The sequence below is a fragment of the Streptomyces sp. CGMCC 4.7035 genome (assembly GCF_031583065.1).
GTDB classification, from domain to species: Bacteria; Actinomycetota; Actinomycetes; order Streptomycetales; family Streptomycetaceae; genus Streptomyces; species Streptomyces yaanensis.
The window spans coordinates 3,502,952-3,522,319 of sequence record NZ_CP134053.1 but is presented as its reverse complement, the minus strand read 5'-3'; the positions used below and the strand labels follow the sequence as shown (position 1 = coordinate 3,522,319).

At 69.0% G+C, this 19,368-nt stretch carries 18 protein-coding genes and 3 pseudogenes; 13 read left to right on the top strand and 8 right to left on the bottom strand.

Annotation, left to right across the window (positions count from 1 at the left end):
* Positions 1–747: 747 nt before the first annotated feature.
* The gene (locus Q2K21_RS14960) at positions 748–1,971 is read left to right on the top strand and encodes an alpha/beta hydrolase family protein (RefSeq protein ID WP_310770883.1); all 1,224 of its coding nucleotides are present in this window, start codon (positions 748–750) and stop codon (positions 1,969–1,971) included.
* Between the two features lie 160 nt (positions 1,972–2,131).
* A complete protein-coding gene (locus Q2K21_RS14955) occupies positions 2,132–2,524 on the top strand; it encodes a hypothetical protein (RefSeq protein ID WP_310770881.1) in 393 nt (130 codons plus the stop codon).
* A gap of 137 nt (positions 2,525–2,661) precedes the next feature.
* Here the strand turns inward: Q2K21_RS14955 and Q2K21_RS14950 are convergent, their stop codons facing one another.
* The 3 genes from Q2K21_RS14950 to Q2K21_RS14940 form a co-directional block, all read right to left on the bottom strand.
* Positions 2,662–3,396, bottom strand: a complete 735-nt coding sequence (locus tag Q2K21_RS14950; RefSeq protein WP_310770879.1) for an SOS response-associated peptidase — start codon at positions 3,394–3,396, stop codon at positions 2,662–2,664.
* A gap of 36 nt (positions 3,397–3,432) precedes the next feature.
* Positions 3,433–4,200: a tyrosine-type recombinase/integrase gene (locus tag Q2K21_RS14945; protein ID WP_310770877.1), complete on the bottom strand. Its 768-nt coding sequence runs from the start codon at positions 4,198–4,200 to the stop codon at positions 3,433–3,435.
* A 180-nt stretch (positions 4,201–4,380) separates the two neighbouring features.
* Positions 4,381–4,803 (bottom strand): hypothetical protein, encoded by a 423-nt coding sequence (locus Q2K21_RS14940; protein ID WP_310770875.1) that lies wholly within the window; start codon positions 4,801–4,803, stop codon positions 4,381–4,383.
* A 545-nt stretch (positions 4,804–5,348) separates the two neighbouring features.
* Between Q2K21_RS14940 and Q2K21_RS14935 the strand changes: the two genes are divergently transcribed.
* The 4 genes from Q2K21_RS14935 (at position 5,349) to Q2K21_RS14920 (ending at position 7,266) form a co-directional block, all read left to right on the top strand.
* Positions 5,349–5,795 carry an SRPBCC domain-containing protein gene (locus tag Q2K21_RS14935; protein ID WP_310770873.1) on the top strand — a complete coding sequence of 149 codons (447 nt, stop codon included), beginning with the start codon at positions 5,349–5,351 and terminating at the stop codon, positions 5,793–5,795.
* Complete coding sequence (locus Q2K21_RS14930; RefSeq protein WP_126396189.1) at positions 5,792–6,160, top strand: ArsR/SmtB family transcription factor; 369 nt, start codon at positions 5,792–5,794, stop codon at positions 6,158–6,160. The genes Q2K21_RS14935 and Q2K21_RS14930 overlap by 4 nt, the downstream gene beginning before the upstream one ends.
* Positions 6,161–6,173: 13 nt before the next feature.
* The gene (locus tag Q2K21_RS14925) at positions 6,174–6,656 is read left to right on the top strand and encodes a hypothetical protein (RefSeq protein WP_310770870.1); all 483 of its coding nucleotides are present in this window, start codon (positions 6,174–6,176) and stop codon (positions 6,654–6,656) included.
* 364 nt (positions 6,657–7,020) lie between these two features.
* Positions 7,021–7,266 carry a helix-turn-helix domain-containing protein gene (locus Q2K21_RS14920; RefSeq protein ID WP_310770868.1) on the top strand — a complete coding sequence of 82 codons (246 nt, stop codon included), beginning with the start codon at positions 7,021–7,023 and terminating at the stop codon, positions 7,264–7,266.
* Between the two features lie 79 nt (positions 7,267–7,345).
* Here the strand turns inward: Q2K21_RS14920 and Q2K21_RS14915 are convergent, their stop codons facing one another.
* Positions 7,346–8,797: an MFS transporter gene (locus Q2K21_RS14915; RefSeq protein ID WP_310770866.1), complete on the bottom strand. Its 1,452-nt coding sequence runs from the start codon at positions 8,795–8,797 to the stop codon at positions 7,346–7,348.
* Between the two features lie 97 nt (positions 8,798–8,894).
* Between Q2K21_RS14915 and Q2K21_RS14910 the strand changes: the two genes are divergently transcribed.
* Together Q2K21_RS14910 and Q2K21_RS14905 are read left to right on the top strand one after the other, a co-directional pair.
* Complete coding sequence (locus Q2K21_RS14910) at positions 8,895–9,347, top strand: winged helix-turn-helix transcriptional regulator (RefSeq protein WP_310770865.1); 453 nt, start codon at positions 8,895–8,897, stop codon at positions 9,345–9,347.
* Between the two features lie 237 nt (positions 9,348–9,584).
* Positions 9,585–10,180 (top strand): annotated as a pseudogene (locus tag Q2K21_RS14905) (class I SAM-dependent methyltransferase).
* Positions 10,181–10,241: 61 nt separating this feature from the next.
* Here Q2K21_RS14905 and Q2K21_RS14900 read toward each other — a convergent pair.
* Positions 10,242–10,508, bottom strand: a pseudogene (locus Q2K21_RS14900) (IS630 family transposase); the annotation flags it as partial.
* On the opposite strand from Q2K21_RS14900, the pseudogene Q2K21_RS14895 reads away from it, so the two are divergent.
* Positions 10,509–10,664 (top strand): annotated as a pseudogene (locus tag Q2K21_RS14895) (AraC family transcriptional regulator); the annotation flags it as partial.
* A gap of 629 nt (positions 10,665–11,293) precedes the next feature.
* On the opposite strand, the gene Q2K21_RS14890 reads toward Q2K21_RS14895, so the two are convergent.
* Positions 11,294–12,745, bottom strand: coding sequence for a dihydrolipoyl dehydrogenase family protein (locus Q2K21_RS14890; protein ID WP_310770863.1), 1,452 nt, complete (start codon positions 12,743–12,745; stop codon positions 11,294–11,296).
* 147 nt (positions 12,746–12,892) lie between these two features.
* Positions 12,893–14,653, bottom strand: coding sequence for an MOSC and FAD-binding oxidoreductase domain-containing protein (locus Q2K21_RS14885; protein WP_310770861.1), 1,761 nt, complete (start codon positions 14,651–14,653; stop codon positions 12,893–12,895).
* 306 nt (positions 14,654–14,959) lie between these two features.
* Between Q2K21_RS14885 and Q2K21_RS14880 the strand changes: the two genes are divergently transcribed.
* Positions 14,960–15,628: a hypothetical protein gene (locus Q2K21_RS14880; protein WP_310770859.1), complete on the top strand. Its 669-nt coding sequence runs from the start codon at positions 14,960–14,962 to the stop codon at positions 15,626–15,628.
* 198 nt (positions 15,629–15,826) lie between these two features.
* Here Q2K21_RS14880 and Q2K21_RS14875 read toward each other — a convergent pair whose 3' ends face one another.
* Positions 15,827–16,039 (bottom strand): hypothetical protein, encoded by a 213-nt coding sequence (locus Q2K21_RS14875; protein ID WP_310770857.1) that lies wholly within the window; start codon positions 16,037–16,039, stop codon positions 15,827–15,829.
* Positions 16,040–16,411: 372 nt separating this feature from the next.
* On the opposite strand from Q2K21_RS14875, the gene Q2K21_RS14870 reads away from it, so the two are divergent.
* The 3 genes from Q2K21_RS14870 to Q2K21_RS14860 are packed head-to-tail and all read left to right on the top strand — an operon-like array spanning position 16,412 to position 19,360.
* Positions 16,412–17,722 carry a hypothetical protein gene (locus Q2K21_RS14870; RefSeq protein WP_310770855.1) on the top strand — a complete coding sequence of 437 codons (1,311 nt, stop codon included), beginning with the start codon at positions 16,412–16,414 and terminating at the stop codon, positions 17,720–17,722.
* Complete coding sequence (locus Q2K21_RS14865; protein WP_310770854.1) at positions 17,694–18,239, top strand: hemerythrin domain-containing protein; 546 nt, start codon at positions 17,694–17,696, stop codon at positions 18,237–18,239. The genes Q2K21_RS14870 and Q2K21_RS14865 overlap by 29 nt, the downstream gene beginning before the upstream one ends.
* On the top strand, positions 18,236–19,360 hold the full coding sequence (locus Q2K21_RS14860; protein WP_310770853.1) for an NADH-quinone oxidoreductase subunit B family protein: 1,125 nt from the start codon (positions 18,236–18,238) through the stop codon (positions 19,358–19,360). Before Q2K21_RS14865 ends, Q2K21_RS14860 begins: the two co-directional genes overlap by 4 nt.
* Positions 19,361–19,368 lie beyond the last annotated feature (8 nt).

Here is a 19,368-nt window from a genome sequence, read left to right as displayed (position 1 = left end):
GCGCTACTCGGGCATGCGCCATCGCGGCGCCGGGCGGGAGAGCCGAAGAATTCGGCCCTCCGTCGCCCGACGGCAACTCAGAGTAGTCGCCAACCTGGCACGAGCGGTGGGCTGTTGACAAAGTCCCCCGGAGAGCATCCCGCTCTGGTATGAGGCTTCGTACGACAGACCGATAACCGTGTCGTGGATGCACCCCCGTATGCCATAGAAACGATCAGAGCTGGTCAGAAGCGGTCGCGAGCAAAAGGCGAGGCCGAGGAGTCCTTCGCACCTCGCCCCTCGCCGCCGTTCGGAATCGGATCGAAAGGTCGGCCCGCGAGGACGGTTTCCGGCCCGACCGGGTCTCCGGCGTCCTCCGCGGGAAGGTCACCCGGCGTGTCGGGGAACGCCCCGAGCACGGGCCGGTCGCCCTCGGGTTCGACCGCCACCCCACGCGTGCGGCGCACGCGGCTGTTTGCGGCTCTGGAGGTGGGCGTGCCGGGCTGTTCGGGGGAACGGCGGGTGTCGTGCGGCGAGGTGAGACGGGCGCGAAAAGTACGTTCGGCCGATATGAAGAACGTAGCGGCTGATCAGGCGTCCGGACCGAGCAGACGCGGTACCCTCTCCGGGCTCGTCGGTGCGGCCGGGGCCCTGCTGGCCGCCGGATGCACGGCCTCGGACGCCTCCCCTGTGCCCACTCCCACTGTGCGCACTGCCACGCCCACAGGGTCGCCTTCCGCCCCGGCCGACGGACCCACCCCCGGCGCGATGACGCTCTTCAAGAACCCCGAGTTCGAGTTCAGCGCTCTCTTGGCGCTCGGCGCGTCCGGTCAGCGCAGCGGCGAGGTGGGCGAGGTACTCACCGCCGTGAACGCCATCAACAAGGCCGGGCTGTCCGCACAGACGTACGTCGAGACCTTCAGGAAGCTGGGTGACCGGTTGATGAAGGCACCCGAGGGCGGCAAGTCCGACCGGGAGACCAGGCGCTTCCGCGCACTGCGGGCCGCGCAGTACTACGCCCAGGCGCTCTTCTTCGTCCTCGGCTCCGACGACCCGGGCAACGAGGAGGAGTTGTACAAGTCCGGGCGTGGCGCCTGGGACACGTTCTGCGGGCTGTGCGACCCGGCGCCGGTGACGGCGAGCGTCCCGTACGGGAAGACCCCGCTTCCCGTGTGGTTCTTCCGCCCGGACGAGTCAGGACGCCGCCGCCCCACCGTGATCCTCACCAACGGCAGCGACGGACAGAACGTCGACATGTGGACGTACGGTGTCGCCGCGGCCCTGGACCGCGACTGGAACGCCCTTGTGTACGACGGGCCCGGCCAGGGACAGCTCATCTTCGTGGACCGGGTGGTGTTCACCCCGCGCTGGGAGAACGTGGTGACGCCGCTCGTCGACTGGCTGGTCGCCCGCTCCGACGTGACCGCCGACAGGATCGCGCTCACCGGGCTGAGCATGGCGGGCGACCTGGCTCCCAGGGCCGCGGCCTTCGAGCGGCGGCTCGCGGCCCTCGTGGCGATGCCCGGCTGCCTGGATCCATGGCTGGGCTTCCCTGCGGAGATCCGGAAGATCCTCACCCCGAACAAGCAGGAGACCAACGACGTGTGGAACAAGGAGGTCGTTCCCCACCTGTCCCCGGCCGAGGCCGCGACGCTGAAGAAGCGCTTCGAACCGTTCTCCGTGCCGGCGATGCTCGCCGCCCGCGAGGGCAAGGTCTTCACCGACTTCTACACCCCGGCCAAGCTCATCCAGTCGATGGCGGTCACGGACGTCGTCGGCCACATCAAGACACCCACACTGGTCCTCGACTACGAGTTCGAGCAGTTCTACCCGGGCCAGGCACGCCAGATGTTCGACAGACTGACGGCTCCCAAGGAGTACGTGAAGCTCACCGCGGCGACCGGCGCGCAGTTGCACTGCTCGCCGATGGCCCCGCAGCAGCACTGCGAGGTCGTCTTCGACTGGCTGCGGGAGACGCTGTCGGGCGGCTGACCCTCGCTCGCGCCGCCGGGTCGGAAAATGTGCACTTCAGAGGGCATCACATCTATCGAACAGTGACATGATGAGTAATGAATTCCGCATCGTGATGGTCGCCCGGACGGGCGACGCCTGAGTCTCTTCCTGCCTGCCATTACGGGAAGGCGGTGACCACGTGAGCGACACCGAGCAGGAGCCCACTGCGACCGAGGGGACAGAAGAGACCCCCGAGGAGTCAACGGCCACGACAACTCCGCCTGAGGGAGCTGAGACTGGCCCTGCTGAGGGTGAAGAGTCGGCTGCCGAGGCCGAGGAGGCCGGCGCTGAAGAAGCGGAAGCCCCCGCGACCGAGGAAACCGAGGCCGAGGAAGCCGAAGCGCCCACGACCGAGGAAGCCGGCGCTGAAGAAGCCGAAGCACCCACGACCGAGGAAGCCGGCGCTGAAGAAGCCGAAGCACCCACGACCGAGGAAACCGAGGCTGCTGAAGAAGCCGAAGCACCCGCGACCGAGGAAGCCGAAGCCGGCCCTGTCGAAGGTGAAGAGCCCGCCGCGGAGGAGGAGAAGTAGAGCAGCGAGAAGTCCCATGGCTTCGCAGCACCCGCGGCGAAGCCCAGAAGATCACGAATGTTGTGGGACCGGCCCCGGCTCGATCGAGTCGGGCCGGTCGACTCTCACGACCGACCGCGTCACCACCGCCGGCCGGACTAGGGGGTGGCCGGGTCCAGCAACCGGGGGCCGTTGTTACGGACGTCGTTGACGGCCAAGGACACCGGGCGGGCGTCCAGGCGTCCGCCCGCGGGAGGGTTGAGCAGGGCCCGCAGCCGGTCGGGGTCCTGCTGCGCGGGGTCCAGCCAGGCGTCACGCCGGTCGGGAGCGACGGCCAGCGGCATGCGCGGATGGATGCGGCCGGCGGCGTCGGTGGCGTCCGTGGTGATGATCGTGCAGGTGGTCCACCAGGCCGCGGGTTCGTCGTCCTCGGCCACGGCGGGATCGCGCCAGAACTCGTACAGCCCGGCCAGGGCCATCACCTGCCCGTCCTCGGAGCTGATGAAATAGGGCTGTTTGCGCGCCTTCGCCGTGTCGGTCGCCGAGATCTGCTGCCACTCGTAGAAGCCGTCGGCAGGCAGCAGGCAGCGCCGCTTGCGGAAGGCGTGGCGGAAGGCCGGCTTCTCGTGGACCGTCTCCACCCGCGCGTTGATCATTCTCGCACCGATCCCCGGGTCCTCGGCCCAGGACGGCACCAGGCCCCACCGCAGCGGCCGCAACTGCCGTCCGACGGGGCCCCCACCGCGCTGCGCGCGCTCGAGAACCGCCCATACGTCGTCGGTCGGGGCGACGTTCCAGCTCGGCTCCAGGGCGTCCTGCCGGTTCCAGTCGGTCACCCCGAAGAGCCGTACCAGGTCCTCGGGGGCCCGGGTGGACACATATCGACCGCACATATCAAACCGCCCGCTCCGACCTGCGAAAACGCTAGATCATGCCACCTCAGTCAGCACCGAGTCAGCACGGTGCTGGGTCAGTGCCAGACCCATCACCCTGACCGCCCGACCCGTCGAGTCGGGGGTGAGGTGCCCGTACGTGTCCGCAGTCTCCTTGATGCTCTTGCGTCCGAGCCACCTGGACACGTCCAAGAGTGGCAGACCATTGCTGAGCGCGGTCGAGGCGAACCAGTGCCGCAGGTCACGAGGCGACCAGTTGTAACCCAGAGTCTTCATCGCGTTACGGAAGGTGCGCGAGTAGCCCGGGGTGCTGACCAAGGTTCCGCTGATCGTCTGGAACAGGGCGCCGTCCGGCCCCGTACCGTAGCGGTCCACGTGCTCCCTCGCGGCGTCGGACAGGTTCGTCGCCAACGGAATGTCCCGCCAGTCTCCCTCCCTGCGGTGCTTCAGCGGGCCGAGGACGGCCCCCTCGACACCCTCGACACGGGTCACCTGGCGGCGGATCCGCACACGGTCGTCGAGGAAGTCTCCGACCCGCAGACCGAGCATCTCGCCCTTCCGGAGCCCAAGACCCGCCATGAGCCAAACGGAAAGCGCCCACTCTTGGCGGAACTCATCGGCAATGTCCTGCACCTGCTGACCGGACGGGAGGAGCGTCTCGTCCACAGCCCGGCTCGGCAGCAGGGGCAGCTTGGCACCGACGAAGGGATGCCGGCCGACATCCCCGTTGTTCACGGCGGCCGTGAAGACCGCCTTCAAGGGTGTCGTGTACGCCTGCACCGAGTGCGCGGATAGAGCCTTCATCCAACCGCACCTGCACGACCGGCAATTGACCCCGCGCAGCGGTACTGCTGTCGGGCCCCGAGCTTCTGACACGGTTGTGGCACGAACCTCAGCCGACGACAGTCAGCCACGATGGCGGGTGCGCTCGCCGACCAGCGATGCCGGACCATGTGCAGCTCAGCCGGCCGTGCGGCAGCCGGGTCAACTCGCCGGGCTGGTCAGGATGCAGTGCGGATAATCATTGTCCGGATCGCCGATGGGGACCCAGAGCTTCAGGGCCTTGCCTTGCCTCAAGGCGGCATAGGGCTCGGGCCGCCGCTCAACCTTTTCGGGGTGATAGGCGTCGAAGGAGTGATCGGCGTCGAAGGACACACCGACGAAGCTTTGCTTCTTGTTGGAGCCTTGCTTCCAGGTGCCTGTTCCGGACCAGGTCAAACCGTCGTACCAGCCGACGGCGACGCAGACCTTATCGGCGGTGAACGTCCCGTCCTGCTTCAGCGTGAGGGTGCCGCCGTCGGCATCGGTCCACGTGGTCGCAAGTTCGGCTGGTTTCAGCACGACCGGTTCGCCGCCGGGCGGCGGCATGACCGTGAACCTGCCGCAGGCCGTGAGAGCAAAGGCCATGGCGAGCAAGATCAGCGCAGTACGACAGCAACGCAACACACAACACCCCTAACGGGTTCCGCAGGCCGCGTGCGCGACCAGTGGACTCAAGAACCCGAGCCGTACCCTGGCACGGAGTTTGAACACGTTCAAGTATGAGTCGTCGGCGGCAACTCTTCACGAGGCCCGAGCCGTTGCGACTGGAGTCCGGCGACTCGCTTCAGCCACTGCCTGCCCTCGGCGTGGCACGGGTGTGGCACGGCCGTGATCACGACTTAGGTCCAGTTCGAGAGGAACATGCCTCTGAACTGGCCCTTAGTGGTTGGCTCCGGAAGTCCTTCGGGCGTTGACGCGGCGGTTGGTTTCGTGGCCGAGGTGCACAGATGTGCCGACCGCTGGTGGGATGCGGCCATTACGGTCTTTGCGTAGCCTCACGGCCCTCACCCACCCTCCATCCGCCATCACCAACCGACGATGACCTCCTAGGTGCAACCCTTGGGTTGCACCTAGGAGGTCGATGTGCAACTCTGGGGTTGCATTCGATGTTGACGATGGAGGAGTCCCTCATGAGCGAGGACCGGATCGAACGCGAAACCCTGATCGCGGCACCCCTGGAGCGGGTCTGGTCGCTGGTGGCCCAACCCGGGTTCTGGGTGGCCGACAAAGCGAGCCTGGCCGGTACCGTGGCCAAGGAGGGCGAGTCGATGGTGGCGAAGAACGCCGAGCACGGCGACTTCCCCGTGCGCGTGGAGAAGGTCGAGCCGCCGACGTACCTGGCATACCGCTGGACCAGCGCGTTCCCCGGAGAAGAGCTGCGCGAGGACAACAGCACCCTCGTGGAGTTCACGTTGACCCCGGAAGGCGACCAGACGCGGCTGCGCGTCGTCGAGAGCGGGTTCGCGGCGCTGGCCGGGTCCGAGGAGCTGCGCAGTCAGAACCTGAAGGACCACAGCGAAGGCTGGCCCCTGGAGCTCGACGCGCTCAAGACACGCGCCGAACAGCCCTCCACGTGACGGAAGAACCTCCCGGCGCCGCCGAGGTCGTCGACAGCGTCCTCGGTGCGCTGGCCGACCCGACGCGACGTCAACTGCTTGACCTGCTCGCCGCGCAGGGCGAGGCCACTGCAACGACGCTCGCCGAACGACTTCCCATCTCGCGGCAGGCGGTGGTCAAGCACCTCGCCGTCCTGGACGCCGCCGGGCTGGTTTCAGGCAGCCGGGTCGGACGCGAGGTGCGGTACGCGGTGCGGCCTGCGGCGTTGGACGCGACGGCACGGTGGATGGCCTCGCTCGCGGCCGAATGGGACCGGCGGTTGGCGAACATCAAACGCGTCGCTGAGGCAGCGGAGCGGGATTCGAGTTCGACACGCCCCGACTGAAGGGAAACACGTTATGGACACGACAGTACTTCGCAGCGCCTACGACAGGTTGCTCGATGCGGCGGCCATCCCCGACCTCGGCGAGGCGGACGATGGAGGATGGAACGCCGACCAGATATTGGCTCATCTCCTCAGCGTCGACGCCTCGATCGCAGCGGTTGCTATGGGCGTCGTCGCCGGCTCGCGGCCCACCTTCGACAACCGGGTCTCCCTCGACCTATGGAATCTTGACCGGATCATCGCCGAGCATTCGGGCCGGGCGGACCTGATTGATCATGTCCGGAGCCAGGCCACCGTCCTGTGCGACATCGCCGACCAGCTCAACGCGGAAGCCGCCTCGGTTCTTGTGCCGTCGCTCCTCCTGTCCAACAACGCACTCGTGCTGGACCAGCCGATTCCGCTGGCGCGCCTCATCGATGGCCTCGCCGAAGACCACGTGCCCGTGCATACGCAACAACTCCTCGATCTTCGCATCGCCGTCCCTGGGCACGCCTGAAAGGCGGCGCCTGAGTCGAACATCGGGCGGCCGGTCCCCCGTCTCCCCTCGAGGACCGACTGCGTGGATCGGGCCGCTCCGCCGCCGCACGGCGCCCTGCAGGCACATGTCGACGCATATGCCTCGCAGAAATAAGTAGTTCCGCCAGGCCACGACCAGCGGTCGAGAGGTGTCCGTGCCCGTTGCCACCGCATCCCCGATAGCCCTGGCGGCCAGCGATCGACACCGGCTGAAGAAGATGGCCTGGGGCCACAAGACCGAGTACCGGCTGCGCCTCCGCGCACAAATCGTCCTGCACGCGGCACGTGGGCTGGCCAACGCTCGAATCGCGGTCGGTCGGTGTGCACGTAGACACCGTGCGCAGGTGGGGGGCCGCTTCGCTGAGGAGAGGCTGCCCGGCCTGGCGGACCGCAAGCGCACCGGCCGCCCGCCCTCCTTCACCGCACTGCAGACGGCTCAGGTCGCGGCGCCGGCCTGCCAGTTGCCCGCCGAGACCGGCGTGCCGGATCCGTCCCTGGAGGCGGCCATAGGCCGTACATGCCGACAGATACGAGACGCCCTGCCATTCAACGACGCTGGGGTTGGACGCCTGGCCGACGTGTGGTCCTGACTCTCTGGCCTCCTGGCGCCCGTCGCGTCCGAACGCCGGCACGGCCCCGACTGCCGCCGAACGAAGGGAAAGTGGTCGGTCAGGGCGCGTCCGCCAGAGCCTGCGCATCCGCCTCGGGCTCCTTCGACGCGGCGGACGCCGTCTGGTCCGGACCGCCGCCACGGCTGAGGTGTACACCGATCGCTGACGTCGCCAGGCTCAGTACGGCGGCTGCGCCCCAGGCGATCCGGAAGTCGTGACGTGAGGTCACACCAACGTGGGAGCCACCGACCACCGTAACCAGGACCGCGACGCCGACCGTGGCCGAGATCTGGCGGACAGAGTTGACCAGCGCCGACCCGGTCGCCGCACGGTGCGCCGGCAGGGCGTGCACACCGGCGGCCACCAGAGTGCCCAGGGTCAGACCGACGCCCGTACCGGTCAACAGCTGGCTGGGCAGCAGGTCACGCACATAGTCCGGCGTGACGGACGCGAAGCAGGCGCGCCAGACCATGCCGCCGGTGAACAGCAACCCGCCAACGGCGACCAGCGGACCGTGCCCGAAGCGCTGCGCAGCGCGGGCGGTCAGAAGGGTGACGACCGGCACGAGTGCGGGACCCGGGACCAGAGCGACACCGGTGCGCAGAGCGCTCCAGTGCCAGACTTCCTGGCACCACAGCACGTTCGACAGCAGCATGATCGCGAAGGCGACGCCGAACACGAGGCTGCCCGCGTTCGCCGCTCCGAAGCGCGGCAGCCGCAGCAGGTCCAGCTCGAACAGCGGGCGGGGGTGCCGCAGGGACCTGGCGACGAACGCGGTGCCGCTGATCACGGCAACGGCCAGGAGCAGCACGGTCCTGCCGCTCGTCCAGCCCCAGTCGGGCGCCTGCACCAGCGCCCCCGACAGTGCCGCGACCGACGAGATGAGCAGCGGGGCGCCGAGGAGGTCGGGCAGCGGCCCGGTCTCCCGGGTGGCCGGCTTCGGCAGGACCGCTCGGCCGGCGAGGATCGCCGCGATGCCGATGGGCACGTTGACGGCGAAGACCCACCTCCAGTCGACCTCGACCAGGAGGCCGCCGGCGACGGGCCCGGCGGCCGCGGCGAGTCCACCAACCGCAGCCCAGCTCCGGGTGGCGTGGGTACGACGCTCGGCCGGCACCGTCGCCAGCAGCAGGGCCAGGGACGTCGGGATCTGGGCGGCCGCCCCGGCGGCCTGCACCACCCGGGCCGCGACGAGGGTCCCCAGGTTCGGGGCCAAGGCGCAGCCCAGCGACGCGAGGGTGAAGACGGCGATTCCGGTGAGGAAGACCGGCCGCTGGCCCATGCGGTCACCGGCACGCCCGGCCACCACCAGCAGCGCGGCGAAGGTGATCGCGTAGGCGTTGAGGACCCAGGAGAGCGTACCGAGACTCGCGCCCCTGCCGCCCCCGGAGAGGCTCGCTCCCATGGCCGGAAGTGCGACGTTGACGATCCACAGATCCAGGTTGGTCATGAAGACGGCCACCAGGACGACCGCGGTGGCCGTTCGAGGGCGATTTGAAATTCCAAGCATCGTGGGCATGGTGCAAGCCAAGCATGGGGTGGTTTGGAAATCAAACCTTGCATGGGGTGATACTGGGGCCGTGACCAAGCGCATCGATCCTCAGGGCATGACTGGACGTCCCTGCTCGCTCGCCGCCGCCCTGCAGGTCGTCGGCGACCGATGGGCCCTGCCGGCGATTCGCGAGGTGATGCTCGGCAACCACCGGTTCCGGCAGATCGCCAGGAACACCGGCGCCCCCACGGACCGCCTGGCGGCGCGCCTGAAGGCGCTGGTGGAGAGCGGTGTCCTCGAACGGCGCCCGCTGCCGGACGACGCACGCCACAGCGGCTACTACCTGACCGAGGCGGGACGCGACCTGGCGGGCATCACCCGCGAGCTCATCGGCTGGGGCGACCGCTGGGCCGTCACCACGCCGCCCGTTCGGCTCCTTCACCAGGACCACGAACTGGTTACCCGCACCGTCTGCGAGACCTGCGGTGAACAGGTCCACGCCGAGGACGTCCACCGGGAGGAGATGATCCCCGGCTGGGACCGCTCCGGTCCGGCGCAAGCCCCGTAGACCGTGCGGTGGTCGTCGATCCCGCCCCGGAACGAGCGTGTGATCGCCCCGGAATGGCGCGCCGGGGAACAGTGCAGGTCTTATGCCGTGCTGAAGGAAATGTGATGCAGGTGGTGCCGTGACCGCAAACGATCACCGGCGTGGTGTGACGGCTGGGTGTCGGCAGCGGTGGACGTCGGGCAGGTCGGCTAAAGGTCGTGCCATGGTCTGTCAGTTGCCTGGTCCAGGGTCGCCCGCATGGCTGAGCCCTCCTTGCTGACCGCCGTCCGCGAGTCGTACGACACGGTCGCCGCCAATTACGTCGAACGCGTCCCGCCTCCAGCCGAGATGGACCCGCTGTCACGCGCGATGCCGGCGGGGTTTGCCGAATTGGTGCGGACGACCGGTCTGGGGTCGGTCGCGGACCTGGGGTGCGGCCCCGGACGCGTGACGGCGCACCTGGCCGGGCTTGGGGTGTCCGTCTTCGGCGTCGATCTGTCGCCGAAGATGGGGGCTGGCCCGGCACGCCTATCCGAACCTGCGGTTCACTCAGGGCTCGATGACCGCGCTGGAGATGAGGGACGACGAGCTCGGCGGCATCCTGGCCTGGTACTCCACCCATCACACGCCCCCGCAGTGGCTGCCGGACGTGTTCGCCGAGTTCCACCGCACGCTCGCGCCCGGCGGCTACCTGCTCTGGGGAGACTATGTCGGCAATGAGCGGCTGCAGCAGCATGGTCGACCTGCTGGAGCAGGCCGGACTCGTCGTCTCCGCGAGGCTGGAGCAGGAGCCCGGCGGACGGGTGAAGATACCGCACGCCTGCCTGCTGGCCCGCAAGCCCGAAACGCCCTGACGGGGCTCGTTCCCGGGGTGAGGCCGCTCGGCTGGACCGCCGACGATCGTGGGGCGGGCGGTCAGGCCGCGGGGTTGAGAGGGCGGCCGCCCCAGCGGATGCCTTTCTCGCTGCGGACACGGGCGCGTTCCCGGCGCTGCGCGGCCAGGACGCCTGGATGGCGGGCGTTCTGGTTGCGCCAGTGCAAGTAGAGGTGCAGCGCGCGGGTCTGGACTGTGTGGTTGGGGTGGTTCGAGTTGGCGAGGGTGAACTGCCGCAGCGGCCCGAAGTGCGCCTCGACCGGGTTCGCCCAGGACGCGTTGGTCGGTGTGAAGCAGAGCTCGACCTCGGTGTAGAGGTGACAGGGCAGCGCCCGATGGAGTTCGTGACCGAAGCCGAGGTCGGGCTGATCGGTAGTGGCGTGAAGACACGAGAAGTGGTCGCCTGCGACCGGCTGATCTCCCGGCTGCCGCTCGACCCTTCGCGACAGCTCGTCGGTGCGCAAAGCACGCCCTGGTCCACGAACTGCTCGCGCAGGGCCACTCGCGTCGAGCGATCGCCCGGCACCTGGGCTTTGGCCTCAACACCGGGCAGCTGTACGCGCGCCGCGCACTGACAGGACACCCTCCGCGAAAACCGGCCCCGGTCCAGCAGGCTGGCCCCCTAAAAGGCCCTACCTGGCGCGGCGGTTCGCCGCAGGATGCACGAGCGTCACCGACCTGCACCGCGAACTGCTTGCCGACCACGCTTCCGTTCACTTACGCCATGGTCCGCGCCTACGTCGCCAACCCTGCGCACGGCCCCACCGGACGCGCCGACCCCGCCGCCGAAGGCACGGCAGCTGACCGGTTGACTCACCCGCCATCCCACGGCCCTGAGCGAGGGGGACCGCGTCGCTTTGAGGAACATCCTGGCCCGCTGCCCCGAACTGGACGCCGCCGCTGGGCATGTCCGCGACTTCGGCGAGATACTCCCGGGCTGCCTCGGCGCCAGGCTCCCCGCCTGGATCGACCGTCAACGCCGACCGACTGCCCGGCCTCACCAGGTTCGCACTCCACCTGCTCCGAGACATCGACGCCGTGACAGCCGGTGTGGGTGGTGTGTGACGGATGTGATGTGCTTCCTCGATGCGGCTCAGTCGCGCTGGTAGGCGGCGAGGAGGAAGAGCCAGATCTCGCTGACGGTCGGGAAGCAGGCGATCGCGTGCCTGAGCCGCTTGAGCGGGACCTCGCCGACGACCGCGATGGTGGCCGAGTGCAGGAGCTCGCTGATCCCGGGGCCGACGAACGTGACCCCGAGCAGGATTTCCCGGTCGAGGTCGACGACCAGCCGGGCGTGGCCCTGGTAGTCGTCGGCGTAGAGGTTGGCGCCTTGGGCGGTGTTGAAGTCGAGGTCGACTGTCTTGATCCGGTGGCCGGCGTCGGATGCCTGCTCGGCGGTCAGTCCCACTGCTGCCGCTTCGGGATCGGTGAAGAAGACCTGGGGTACGGCGTGCTGGTCGGCGGTGGTGGCGTGGTCTCCCCAGGCAGCGTCGTCCATCGGGCGGCCGGCTGCGCGGGCACCGATCGCATCGCCTGCGGTCCGAGCCTGATACTTGCCCTGGTGGGTGAGCAGGGCACGGTGGTTGACGTCGCCGAGGGCGTAAAGCCAGTTGCCGTCGACGCCTTTGACCAGACAGGTGGTGTCCACGTCCAGCCAGGAGCCCGGGGTGAGACCGACCGTGTCCAGACCGATGTCGTCGGTGGCCGGGGTCCGGCCGGTGGCGAGCATGACCTCGTCGGCCTCCAGTTCGCTGCCGTCGTCGAGGGTGAGCGTGACGGGGCTGGTGCGTTCGGGGCGGCGCAGGGCCGTCACCTGCACACCGATTCGGACGTCCGCGCCGGCCTCGGTGAGGCTGCGTTCGATCAGCTCGCCCGCGAAGGGTTCCATGCGGGGCAGCAGGCGGCGGCGGGACAGAAGGGTGGTCTGGGAGCCGAGGCCCTGCCAGAGTGTGGCCATCTCCACCCCGACCCCACCGCCCCCGATGATGGCGAGCCGCACGGGCACGGTGCTGGAGTCGGTGCCGTGCCGGTTGGTCCAGGGCCGGGCCTCGTCGATGCCCGGAATATCGGGCAGCACCGGTCGGCTGCCGGTGGCGATGGCCACCGCGTGCCGGGCGCTGAGGATGCGCTGTGACCCGTCGTCCCGGGTGACAGTGACGCGGCGGGGACCGTCGATCCTGCCGTGGCCGCGGAACAGGTCGGCGCCAATGGATTTCACCCACCGAGCCTGGCCGCTGTCGTCCCAGTCGGTGACGTAGCGATTTCGGCGGGCGAAGACCCGATCGGTATCGAGCTGGCGGGTCACGGCCTGCCGGGCGCCCTCCACACGGTTGGCGTCGGCGACCGCGATGACCGGCCGCAGCAGTGCCTTGCTGGGCACGCAGGCCCAGTAGGAGCATTCGCCGCCGACGAGCTCGCGCTCCACGACGGCTACGGAGAGTCTGGCGGCGCGGGCGCGGTCGGCAACATTCTGGCCAACCGGACCGGCACCCAGCACGATCACGTCATACGTGCCGTTTCCCTGGGTTTCCTGTGCTTCGCTCATGGTGTCCTCGCATCACGATCGGGCTGATCATTCATTCCTTCATGGGATTGCTCGACGCGGGTCTTTGGCCTGGCCGGCGGACGAGGTTCGGGGCAGGAAGGGCACCACGCGGAGGAGCTGCCGGCTGGCCGTGCAGTTACCGGCCGACTAGAGGTCGAGGACGACTTCGGTGGTCGGTTTGCTGCAGCAGACGAGGATGGTGCCGGGCTCGGGGAGTTCGAGAGGTGAGGTGGTGTAGGTGATGTCGCCTGCCACGAGGTGGGTGATGCAGGTGTGGCAGACGCCGGTGCGGCAGGACCAACGGGTGGGGATGTCGCAGGCTTCGGCGAGATCGAGGAAGGACGCGTGCACCGGTGACCATGGGGTGGTGACGCCGCTGCGGGCGAAGGTGATGAGGGGGCCGGTGCCCGTGGGACCGGGTGGTTGGTGCGGCCGGATCGCGGCGGTGGGCGTGATGCCGGGGTTGATGGCTGGGAGGGCGCTGAACTGCTCCGTGTGGATCCGCTCGGGGCTCAGGCCGTGATTACGCAGGAAGCCGACGAGGTCGTCCATGAAGGCCGGTGGTCCGCAGAGGTAGGCGTCGGCGTCGGTGGGGATATCCGTGGCTGCGAGTGATCGGGCGGTCGGGCGGCCCTGGGTGATGTGGAGCTGGTCAGGGGGTGGGGTTTCGGAGGTGTAGTAGATGTGCTCGTGAGCGTTGGGGAGTTGCGCCAGGAGGGTGTGGGTCTCGTCGGCGAACGCGTGGTGGGCGCGATCGTGGGTGGTGTGGATCCACCAGACAGGGCGTGGGTCTCTTGTGGCGGCGAGTCGGTGGAGCATGGCGAGCACGGGAGTGGCGCCGATCCCTGCGGAGATGAGGACGATCGCGCGGGTGCTTTCTTCGAGTACGAACGTTCCGCGGGGGCTGGCGATGTCCACGAGGTCCCCGGGGTGCAGCGTGGCATGAATGTAGCTGCTGACTTTCCCGTGGGGCTCGTGCTTGACGCTGATGCGATAGGTGCCGGCAGTGGGCACGGAGGACAGGGAGTAGCTGCGCACTGCGGGGGCGGCATCGCCGACGGCGAGGCGGATGGAGAGGTACTGGCCCGGGCGGGCCACGGGTAGGGGTGCGCCGTCGGTGGTGTCGAGGTAGATCGACGAGACGGTGGGGGTCTCGGAGACGATGCGGGCGACGCGCATGGTCTTGAAACCCGGCCATCCCGGCTCTTCTCTGGGCTGCTGGGTGGTGGCGCGTTCGCTTGGCCACCCCGGTTCCTGTTTGGGCTGCTGGGCGGCGGCGAGTTCGCGGAAGGACTGCTGCCATCCGGGGCTGAGGGCAGGGATATTCAGCGCTCTGCGCAGCTTCGCAGGGTCGCGGCCGGGGAGGTAGAGCAGTGCGTCGATCTCGGCAACGCTGAGTTCTTCGGGACCTTTGCGGCTGAGGGTGATCTCGTCGCCGGCTTGGACGCGTCCCTCGGTGATCACGCGCAGGTAGAAACCGGGGCGGTGGTGGGCGACCAGCAAGGAGGCCATGGTGGGCTCGCCCAGACGCATGCCGACGCGGTAGCAGGTGACGCGGGGTTGGGTGACTTCGAATTCGGCTCCGCCGATGCAGTAACGGTCGCCAATGCATACTTCGTCGTCGGGCAGGCCGTCGATGGTGAAATTGTCCCCGAAGATCCCGAAGGTCAAGTCGTCGCGGCCAAGCTGCTTCTGCCAGTACCGGTAGGACTGCAGCTGATAGACGAGGACGGCTCGAATTTCGCCGCCGTGCCCGGCCAGATCTCCTTGACCGTCTCCATCGACGTTCAGCCGCCGGACCATGCGGGGGCCCTGGACGGGGGCCTTCCAGGCTCCAGTGTGGACAGTCCTTCCCTGCCACGAGACGTCCTTGGGCATACCTACGTTGACGGAGAGCAGCGTCGCCATTTGCGGACCTCCTGCGGGATGGTCGGCCGGGGCAGCCCCCCTCATGGCGCGGTGATCTGTGCGCTGGGACCGATCCTAGTTCTTGTGCCGGTGCCGCCGCGATTCTGTGATCACGAATCTGGTGCATTCGCTGAGATTCTCGAAGGGAGGGACCGGTGCGGAAGGCCATGTCCATTCGTTTTTCCTGGGCGGATCATTCATATCGTGCATGCTCGCAAGGTGGCGGGGCTGCGCCGTGCCGCACCAGAATGATCACGTGGAGTACATGCTCGAGGTCCTCTACCAAGTCCGGGGTTCAATCTGGACGTGGACTACGGACCCAGTCCCGATTTCCGCGTCGTGCAGCTGACGCCCCGCTTCGCGTGCTCGGTGCACATCGGACTGGGTCTTATCGACGCCGAGCCCGGCTGGGTGCAGGGCCTGTACCTGGTGGTCCCGATCTTGAAGGTGTGCAGGCCGAGCTGGCGGACCGCGGCGTCGATGTCGGGGAGATCAGGCACAAGGCGCCTCTCGACGCATGGCAGGGCGGCTTCGAGGCCGGCCCGCAGCCGCGCCTTTGACGAGGACGAAGGCATCGACTACCTCCTACACCACCCCGACTGGGACTATGCCGAACACCTCGCACAGGACGAAGGGCACTTCATGGGCCCCGGTCTCTCGTGGGCCGAGCTGGCCGCCGCAACGGGCAATGGCCTGCCCGGAGACAGCACCACCGATCCCCACGCCCGACTGCTGCTCCTGCTGCCCGCGTTCGGCGACGACGCCGTACCTGATGACGCCGTCAACCGCCTGACGGCGGCGCTGCGCGCCCGCACCCGTGTCGAGGCGCCCGACCGGCTCGCCGCCGCTCTCCTGGAGGACCAGCGGCCGTGCGGTCCCGTGCGCTGGACCACGGACGAGGGCGGCTCCGGATCCAAACGGGACGGCACAAGGAGATCAGCACCTGCCCAGCACGGGACGGGTTTCCTGGGATGACCACAGGTGCCTCCAGGTCAGCACACAGTCAGCACGGGTGGAGCAAGAGCCCCGGATCACTCCGGGGCTCTTACGCCGTGACCTGCACGTTTGTCGTCAGCAGCGATCGCTGCTACGTCCGCGCCTCAGATACCAACCGCACATGAGCTCACTGTGCCACGCGCGGTGACGGAACACCGGCTCCAGGAAAGGGAGCCGTCACGGGCTGCCGCAACCACGCTCCGCGGCGGACAGTCCGTGAGCCCCGGGCGGGGCCACCGAGGCGAGGGCCATGCGGAACAGGTCCCAGGCACTCGCGTCACCGACCGGCGCGCACTCGCCCTGCGCGGCTCGCACGAGGCAGTACGCCGACTCGGTGACCACGGCGCCTGGAACGGCCGGTTCCGCTGAGTGGACCGGGGTCGTCTCCACGGGCACCCCCTCCTTCCGTACGCGCTCCGACGTGGCCGACGACCCGCACGGCGCGCGCGTGTCGCCACACGACCGGGCCGCGGCACGACCGGGCGGCCTCGACCCGAGCCCGCAGCCTGCCACCCCGACGGCGCGCACGGGCCGTGTCCCCCGTCCGCGCCGCGGCGGCCACCGCGGGTCCACCCGGATGGAGGAGTGCCACCTGGTCCTCGTTCCGCGTCGGGTCCGGGGCGCCGCTCACCCATCCGCCACCAATGCGCGCTTTTCGCAACGAAAAGTGTGATCGTTGCAATCCATGGCGATACGGACAGCCAGTGAATGAGGCGCGACCGTGAGCGAGGAGCGAGGAGCGAGGGTGAACGAGGAGCGACCGTGAGCGACCCTGGCGGGAAGTCCGGGAGCGCGCGATGGGCGGGTTCCGCTTTCGAGGAGGCGTGCGCGGTTGCCGACGCCATCCTCTACGAGGGGTACCTGCTGTACCCGTACCGAAGATCGTCGCCCAAGAACCGGGTGCGCTGGCAGTTCGGCGTCCTCGCTCCGCGCGCCTGGGCCGAGGCGCACGGCCCGGTGGCGCCCAGCCTCTCGGGGTCCGTGGAGTCTTGGCAGCAGCAGACCGAGTGCCTGGTGCGGGCGACACCGGATGCCGTGGTCCAGGTGCGCGTGCGCTATCTGCAGACGCAGTCCAGGGGCGTGGAACGCCGGGACCGAGAGGGCCGTTACACGCCGGTGGACTCCCTGGAGGCCGCCGGGACCGTCCACCTGGCCTTCGACGAGGCCGTACCACGCGATGCCGAAATCATCGTTCCGCTGACCGATCTCCTGGCCGGAGAACGGGAGTTCGAGTTCAGTGCTCCGGGTGGCCAGGAAACCGAAACGCTCCCCGGTGACCCAGGACGCCTGGTGCGTCGGCGGTGTCCGGTCGAAGCGCGGACGACGCTGCGGGCCGAACGGCTCGCCGGCCCCGGTGCGCTGCACCGGCTGCGGGTGCGCACGGAGAACACCGGCCGGTCGACCCCACCCGACGCCCCACGCGACGAGGCCCTGCGCAACGCCCTCATCGCGACGCACACCTTCATCGGCGGCGAGGGGCTGGGCTTCCTCTCCTCCCTCGACCCGCCCGACGAGGTCGCGGCACACGTCCGGGACTGTCGCAACCTGCACACCTTCCCGGTGCTCGCCGGCGAGGAGGGAACGGACGGCCTCGTCCTGTCGTCTCCGATCATCCTCCCCGACCATCCGCAGGTGGCACCGGAGAGCCCCGGCGACCTGCACGACGCCGCGGAGATCGACGAGATCCTGACGCTGCGGACGCTGGTGCTCACGGACGACGAGAAACGGGAGGCGCGCGCCACCGACCCGAGAGCCGCGCGGATCCTGGAGCGGGTGGAGACCATGCCGCCGGAGGTGTTCGCCCGGTTGCACGGAGCCATCCGTTCGCTCACTCCCTCCGCCGCCTCCACCCCTTCGCTCACTCCCTCCGCCGCCTCCGCCCCTTCGCTCGCCCCCACCGCCGCCTCCACCCGATCGGCAGCGGACTCCCCCGGCCGCGGCGCCGGTTCCACCGACCAGGCACGGACGGACGGCGGCGAGGTACGGCCGTCGGCCACCGCACCCGACGAGCGGGCGACCACCGTCCCAGACCAGGAAGGGTGTCATGGACGCCATCGAGTTGCTGAAGCGTGACCACCGGATGGTCGAGCAGCTGTTCCGCGACTACCACGCCGCCGCCTCCGCGGGACAGCGGCGGGCCGTGGTCGAGATCATGATCCGAGAGCTGTCCAAGCACGCGGCGCTCGAAGAGCTGATGGTCTACCCGCTGGCCAAGAAGGCGCTGCCGGACGGGCAGCAGGTGATCGACGAGCACCTCGCCGAACACATGGCGGTCAAGAAGATCCTTCTCGCCCTGGACAAGCACTCCGCGGACGACGACCGCGCGAACGAGCTCGTCGAGGAACTGCGCAAGGAGATCACGGAGCACGTGCGCGAGGAGGAGGGCGAACTGATGCCGAAACTCCGCGACGCGGTCTCCCAGAAGGAACTCGAGGAACTCGGGCAGCGCCTCACGCAGGCGAAGCGGACCGCCCCGACCCGACCTCATCCGAACGCCCCCGCCGAGCCCCCCGCCCTGGCGATCGCCGGACCGGTGGCCGCGGCCTACGACCGACTCCGGGACCGACTGCAAGGGAGGCCGAGGACATGACAGTCGAAAGCGGTACCACGGAGGTCAGCCAACACCCCGACGGAGCCGAGCCGAGACGCGGGTTCGACGAGGTCCATATTCTGTGGATCTCCGAGGGCATGAGCTGCGACGGCGACACCATCTCCATGACGGCGGCAGGACAGCCCGGGATCGAGGACGTCGTCCTCGGACTCGTACCGGGCCTGCCGAAGGTGAATCTCCACAACAAGGTGCTCTCACCCGCCATGGGCGGCGAGGACTTCCTCGCGCCCTTCCGCGCGGCGGCGCGCGGCGAACTGGAGCCGTTCATCCTGGTCATCGAGGGCTCGATCCCCAACCAGAACATCATCGAGGGCGACGGCTACTGGACGTCGTTCGGCAACGACCCGGACACCGGCGACCCGCTCACCCTCAACTGGTGGATCGACCACCTCGCCCCGCGGGCCTGGGCGGTCGTGGCGGCCGGCACATGCGCCACGTACGGCGGGATCCACGCGATGGCGGGCAATCCCACGGGCTCCATGGGGCTGGCCGACTACCTGGGCTGGGACTTCAGGTCGCAGGGCGCGCTGCCCATCGTCAACGTGCCCGGCTGCCCGATCCAGCCGGAGAACTTCATGGAGACGCTGACCTGGGTGCTCCACCACGCGGCCGGGTCGGCGCCACCGCCCCCGCTGGACCACATGCTGCGCCCGCAGTGGCTGTTCGGAAGGACGGTGCACGAGGGGTGCGACCGCGCCGCCTACTACGAGCAGGCCGACTTCGGCCGGGACTACAACTCCCCCAAGTGCCAGGTGAAGGTGGGCTGCTGGGGCCCGGTCGTCAACTGCAACGTGCCCAAGCGCGGCTGGATGTCGGGCGTGGGCGGCTGTCCGAACGTCGGGGGCATCTGCATCGGCTGCACGATGCCCGGTTTCCCGGACGCCTTCATGCCGTTCATGGACGAACCGGCGGGCGGCACGTTCTCGACGGTCCTCATCAGGCCCTACGGCGCCGTGATCCGGCGGCTGCGCGGCATCACCAACATGGCGGTCAACCGCGAGCCCAAGTGGCGTCATGACAAGGCCGCGTTGACCAGCGGTTACGACCCCTACTGGCGCCCCACGGGAGCCGCCAAGCGAGAGCGAGAGAGAGCGAGGTAGGCACGGAC

Excerpts from the sequence above, each read along its gene's own strand:
- Q2K21_RS14960 (WP_310770883.1), top strand. The coding sequence starts at position 748 with ATGACGCTCTTCAAGAACCCCGAGTTCGAGTTCAGCGCTCTCTTGGCG.
- Q2K21_RS14950 (WP_310770879.1), bottom strand. The coding sequence starts at position 3,396 with ATGTGCGGTCGATATGTGTCCACCCGGGCCCCCGAGGACCTGGTACGG.
- Q2K21_RS14945 (WP_310770877.1), bottom strand. The coding sequence starts at position 4,200 with ATGAAGGCTCTATCCGCGCACTCGGTGCAGGCGTACACGACACCCTTG.
- Q2K21_RS14940 (WP_310770875.1), bottom strand. The coding sequence starts at position 4,803 with ATGGCCTTTGCTCTCACGGCCTGCGGCAGGTTCACGGTCATGCCGCCG.
- Q2K21_RS14935 (WP_310770873.1), top strand. The coding sequence starts at position 5,349 with ATGAGCGAGGACCGGATCGAACGCGAAACCCTGATCGCGGCACCCCTG.
- Q2K21_RS14925 (WP_310770870.1), top strand. The coding sequence starts at position 6,174 with ATGGACACGACAGTACTTCGCAGCGCCTACGACAGGTTGCTCGATGCG.
- Q2K21_RS14915 (WP_310770866.1), bottom strand. The coding sequence starts at position 8,797 with ATGCTTGGAATTTCAAATCGCCCTCGAACGGCCACCGCGGTCGTCCTG.
- Q2K21_RS14910 (WP_310770865.1), top strand. The coding sequence starts at position 8,895 with ATGACTGGACGTCCCTGCTCGCTCGCCGCCGCCCTGCAGGTCGTCGGC.
- Q2K21_RS14890 (WP_310770863.1), bottom strand. The coding sequence starts at position 12,745 with ATGAGCGAAGCACAGGAAACCCAGGGAAACGGCACGTATGACGTGATC.
- Q2K21_RS14885 (WP_310770861.1), bottom strand. The coding sequence starts at position 14,653 with ATGGCGACGCTGCTCTCCGTCAACGTAGGTATGCCCAAGGACGTCTCG.
- Q2K21_RS14865 (WP_310770854.1), top strand. The coding sequence starts at position 17,694 with ATGGACGCCATCGAGTTGCTGAAGCGTGACCACCGGATGGTCGAGCAG.
- Q2K21_RS14860 (WP_310770853.1), top strand. The coding sequence starts at position 18,236 with ATGACAGTCGAAAGCGGTACCACGGAGGTCAGCCAACACCCCGACGGA.